The sequence below is a fragment of the Citrobacter sp. genome (genome assembly GCF_050252275.1).
GTDB lineage: Bacteria > Pseudomonadota > Gammaproteobacteria > Enterobacterales > Enterobacteriaceae > Citrobacter_A > Citrobacter_A amalonaticus.
Window position 1 is genome coordinate 1 of sequence record NZ_JBFWLF010000364.1, and the last position, 3,966, is coordinate 3,966.

Annotated in this window: 4 protein-coding genes and 1 pseudogene; 3 read left to right on the forward strand and 2 right to left on the reverse strand. The window is 55.4% G+C overall.

The features are described from left to right. Positions 1-70: 70 nt before the first annotated feature. Together srlE and srlA are read right to left on the reverse strand one after the other, a co-directional pair. Positions 71-1,054: a PTS glucitol/sorbitol transporter subunit IIB gene (gene srlE, locus AB7E14_RS21540; RefSeq protein ID WP_428169936.1), complete on the reverse strand. Its 984-nt coding sequence runs from the start codon at positions 1,052-1,054 to the stop codon at positions 71-73. Further along, a complete protein-coding gene (gene srlA, locus AB7E14_RS21545; RefSeq protein ID WP_044266606.1) occupies positions 1,051-1,614 on the reverse strand; it encodes a PTS glucitol/sorbitol transporter subunit IIC in 564 nt (187 codons plus the stop codon). Before srlA ends, srlE begins: the two co-directional genes overlap by 4 nt. A gap of 269 nt (positions 1,615-1,883) precedes the next feature. Between srlA and mltB the strand changes: the two genes are divergently transcribed. The 3 genes and pseudogenes from mltB to recA form a co-directional block, all read left to right on the forward strand. Beyond that, the gene (gene mltB / locus AB7E14_RS21550; protein WP_042999611.1) at positions 1,884-2,963 is read left to right on the forward strand and encodes a lytic murein transglycosylase B; all 1,080 of its coding nucleotides are present in this window, start codon (positions 1,884-1,886) and stop codon (positions 2,961-2,963) included. Between the two features lie 143 nt (positions 2,964-3,106). Next, entirely contained in the window at positions 3,107-3,604 is a 498-nt protein-coding gene (gene pncC / locus AB7E14_RS21555; protein ID WP_316962830.1) for a nicotinamide-nucleotide amidase, read from the forward strand. Between the two features lie 80 nt (positions 3,605-3,684). Beyond that, a pseudogene (gene recA, locus AB7E14_RS21560) lies at positions 3,685-3,966 on the forward strand (recombinase RecA); the annotation flags it as partial.

Consider the following 3,966-nt stretch of genomic DNA (forward strand, 5'->3'; position numbering starts at 1 on the left):
AGCGCATCCGGTGCGCTCTGGCCGATACGGGTGATGGTGGTCTGATAAATAACGGTCATGTCGACACCTCTTATTGATAAATAAAGCCGGAATCACACCAGGCGATGAGAACGGTGGGTGCCCCCGTCAGGAAGCGGCTCACCAGTACCGACGGCACGCCGACGCGAACGGTGTCCTGGCGGGCTTCTGCCAGCGACAGACCGACCGGAATAAAGTCACAGGCTGCCTGGGCGTTAATGGCAAACAGGGCGGGCAGCGCCAGATGCGGCGGGATGTTGCCCAGGCCAATTTGCACGCCGATCAGAACGCCGATAACCTGCGCAATGACCGCACCTGGGCCGAGGAACGGCGACAGCAGCGGGAACGAACAGATCAGCGCCAGCGTCACCAGACCCAACGGATGGCTGGCAAGCGGCGCCAGGCCATGGGCGATCCAGTCACCCAGACCCGAGGCCATGATGATGCCGATCAGTGCCGAGACGAATGCCATGAACGGCAGAATGGTTTTCAGAACCGTATCGATGGTGTCGCGACCGGACTGGAACAGCACGGCCACCGCCGACCCCATCCCCATGCCGACTTTTGCTAACAGGCCATCGCTCTGTTCGGTGATTTTTTTGCTGCTGTCGTAATCACGCCCGGCGGTAGCGCTTGCCGGTTGTGATTGCGGCTGCGGTGCAGCAGACGCGTCGCTGATGACGGTGATGTTGTCTTCCCTGACGCCAGAGACATAAATGTCTTCAACAATATACTGGGCCAGCGGGCCGGATTTCCCGGTTGAGTGAATGTTCACGGTCGGAATACGGCGTTTAGGATAGATGCCACAACGCAGCGTCCCGCCACAGTCAATGATGGCAACGCCAATTTCGTCTTCAGGCGGTTCTCCCTCTTTAAAACCATCGACAGCCTGCCAGCCGGTTAACTGCGCCAGTTTGTCGACAATCGCCGGGCGAGTGCCTGCGGTGATATAGACAATTTTCTTTCTGGCGGTCACGTCCAGCTCTAACGGGCCACCCCAGCCGCCAGTTCCTCGTTCAATTCGAATACGCGTCATGATGCTGCTCCTGCAAGGTGGACTTTCTGCTCAAGTTGGATACCCATCTTTTTCTCAAAGATGGAGGTTGTGAGGTCCGTGACCCAGCCACGAAAGAAGTTGGTGACCACTCCGACCAGCAGATAGCTCACGGCCAGTGGCCCGAGCGGGAGACCTAACGTGGTCAGGCCGCTGGCAATGCCGAGGTAAACGAACAGTTCGCCAGGGTTGATATGCGGGAACAGGCCGTTCATTGAGTGACAGCTGTAAGAGGCGGCTGCGTAATAGCTGGGCTTGTATTTCTCTGGCATGAAGCGGCCCAGACTCAGGGTCATGGGGTTACAAAACACAAACGTGCCAATAAAAGGCAAAATCAGGTAGCGGGACAACGGATTCCCGGCGCAGCGCTGGGCGAAGCGTTCGATTCGCTGCTGGCCGATAAAGTTGATCAGCGCATTCATGATGACCAGCAGGCTGATCAGCAGTGGAAGAATACCGGTGACCATCCCGGTAAACACCTCTCCACCTTTCTGGAACAGCCCGATGAACCACTCTGCTCCATGTGTAATGGTTTCGATCATTGTTCTCTCCTGTAGGGATTTTTAGTTATCTTGCGAATGGGTGACTTATTTTAATCAGATTGAAAGAAATAAAAGTGTTATTTTGATCTCAAAATGAAAGTAAAATATTTTAAGTTGAAAGTTTTTGTGGAAAGGAAAGAATGTACTGACGATCTAACGAGGGGAAGTGATACGTAAATTGTGTGACGGAGCGCGTCAGGCGCTTCCTTGTATGGCGGGGGATGCTTTACCATACTTCTCTCTGGCTGAATCTGTTTAATGGATGTCTCATGTTCAAGCGTCGTTATGTAGCATTACTTCCCCTGTTTGTGTTACTTGCTGCCTGTAGTAGCAAACCGAAACCTCAAGAGCCTCAAACGACAACGGGCACGCCTTCCGGCGGCTTCCTGCTTGAGCCCCAGCACAACGTTATGCAAATGGGCGGCGACTTTGCCAATAACCCAAATGCGCAGCAGTTCATCGATAAGATGGTGAACAAGCATGGTTTTAATCGTCAGCAGTTGCAGGAGATCCTGTCACAGGCGAAGCGCCTGGATTACGTTTTGCGTCTGATGGACAGGCAGGCGCCGACCACGCAGCCGCCGGCCGGACCTAACGGCGCATGGCTACGCTATCGCAAACAGTTCATTACCCCGGATAACGTGCAAAACGGCGTGGCATTCTGGAATCAGTATGAAGATGCGCTCAACCGTGCCTGGCAGGTTTACGGCGTTCCGCCGGAGATCATCGTGGGCATTATTGGCGTGGAAACCCGCTGGGGCCGTGTGATGGGAAAAACGCGCATTCTGGACGCGCTGGCGACGCTGTCGTTTAACTACCCACGTCGTGCGGAGTACTTCTCCGGCGAGCTGGAGACGTTCCTGCTGATGGCGCGTAACGAACAGGATGACCCGTTAGATTTGAAAGGATCCTTTGCTGGCGCGATGGGTTACGGACAGTTCATGCCGTCGTCCTATAAAGAGTACGCGGTAGATTTCAACGGCGACGGCCACATCAACCTGTGGGATCCGGTCGATGCAATCGGTAGCGTGGCGAATTACTTCAAAGCGCACGGTTGGGTGAAGGGCGACGCGGTGGCGGTGATGGCGAACGGTCAGGCGCCGGGACTGGCGAATGGCTTTAAAACGCAGTACAGCCTTTCTCAACTGGCGGCCGCCGGACTCACGCCGCAACAACCGCTGGGCAACCATCAGCAGGTGAGCCTGCTGCGCCTGGATATTGGTACCGGCTACCAGTACTGGTACGGTTTGCCGAACTTCTATGCCATTACCCGCTACAACCACAGCACCCATTACGCGATGGCGGTGTGGCAGTTAGGTCAGGCAGTGGCGCTGGCGCGCGTGCAATAATGGTTTTTACCCAGGGTTGCTTCGGCTTCCCTGGGCCTCACTCGTTTTTTCGGAATCCCCCTCGTAAAATTGTCACCTCATCCCCATCTCCGTTGGGAAAGTGTTATCTTGTCCGGCATATTTTTTAACTGACAGAGGCTGATATGACTGACAGTGAACTGATGCAGTTAAGTGAACAGGTCGGGCTGGCGCTAAAAGCGCGTGGTGTGACGGTGACCACCGCAGAGTCCTGCACCGGCGGTTGGGTGGCGAAAGCCATTACCGATATTGCTGGCAGCTCCGCCTGGTTTGAGCGCGGTTTTGTCACCTACAGTAATGAAGCAAAATCGCAGATGATCGGCGTGCGGGAAGAGACGCTGGCGCAGCATGGCGCGGTCAGTGAACCGGTAGTGGTTGAGATGGCGATTGGCGCACTGAAAGCGGCACGTGCCGATTTTGCGGTTTCCATCAGCGGGATCGCCGGGCCGGATGGCGGCAGCGAAGAGAAACCGGTCGGCACCGTCTGGTTTGCCTTCGCCAGCGCGCGCGGAGAAGGGATTACCCGCCGGGAATGCTTTCACGGCGACCGTGAGGCGGTGCGTCGGCAAGCCACGGTTTATGCGCTGCAAACCCTGTGGCAACAATTTCTACAAAATACTTGATACTGTATGACTATACAGTATAATTGCGACAACAGTACAGAATCACTATCCGGTTTCAGCCGGCATGACAGGAGTAATTAATGGCTATCGACGAAAACAAACAGAAAGCGTTGGCGGCAGCGCTGGGCCAGATCGAAAAGCAATTCGGTAAAGGCTCCATCATGCGCCTGGGTGAAGACCGTTCTATGGATGTGGAAACGATCTCCACAGGTTCGCTTTCACTGGATATCGCGCTGGGCGCAGGCGGCCTGCCGTTGGGCCGTATCGTCGAAATCTACGGGCCGGAATCATCCGGTAAAACCACACTGACGCTGCAGGTGATTGCCGCGGCGCAGCGCGAAGGTAAAACCTGTGCGTTTATC

What these genes read in the sequence shown, in the direction of transcription:
- mltB (WP_042999611.1), top strand. Translation starts at nt 1,884, where the DNA reads ATGTTCAAGCGTCGTTATGTAGCATTACTTCCCCTGTTTGTGTTACTT.
- srlE (WP_428169936.1), bottom strand. Translation starts at nt 1,054, where the DNA reads ATGACGCGTATTCGAATTGAACGAGGAACTGGCGGCTGGGGTGGCCCG.
- pncC (WP_316962830.1), top strand. Translation starts at nt 3,107, where the DNA reads ATGACTGACAGTGAACTGATGCAGTTAAGTGAACAGGTCGGGCTGGCG.
- srlA (WP_044266606.1), bottom strand. Translation starts at nt 1,614, where the DNA reads ATGATCGAAACCATTACACATGGAGCAGAGTGGTTCATCGGGCTGTTC.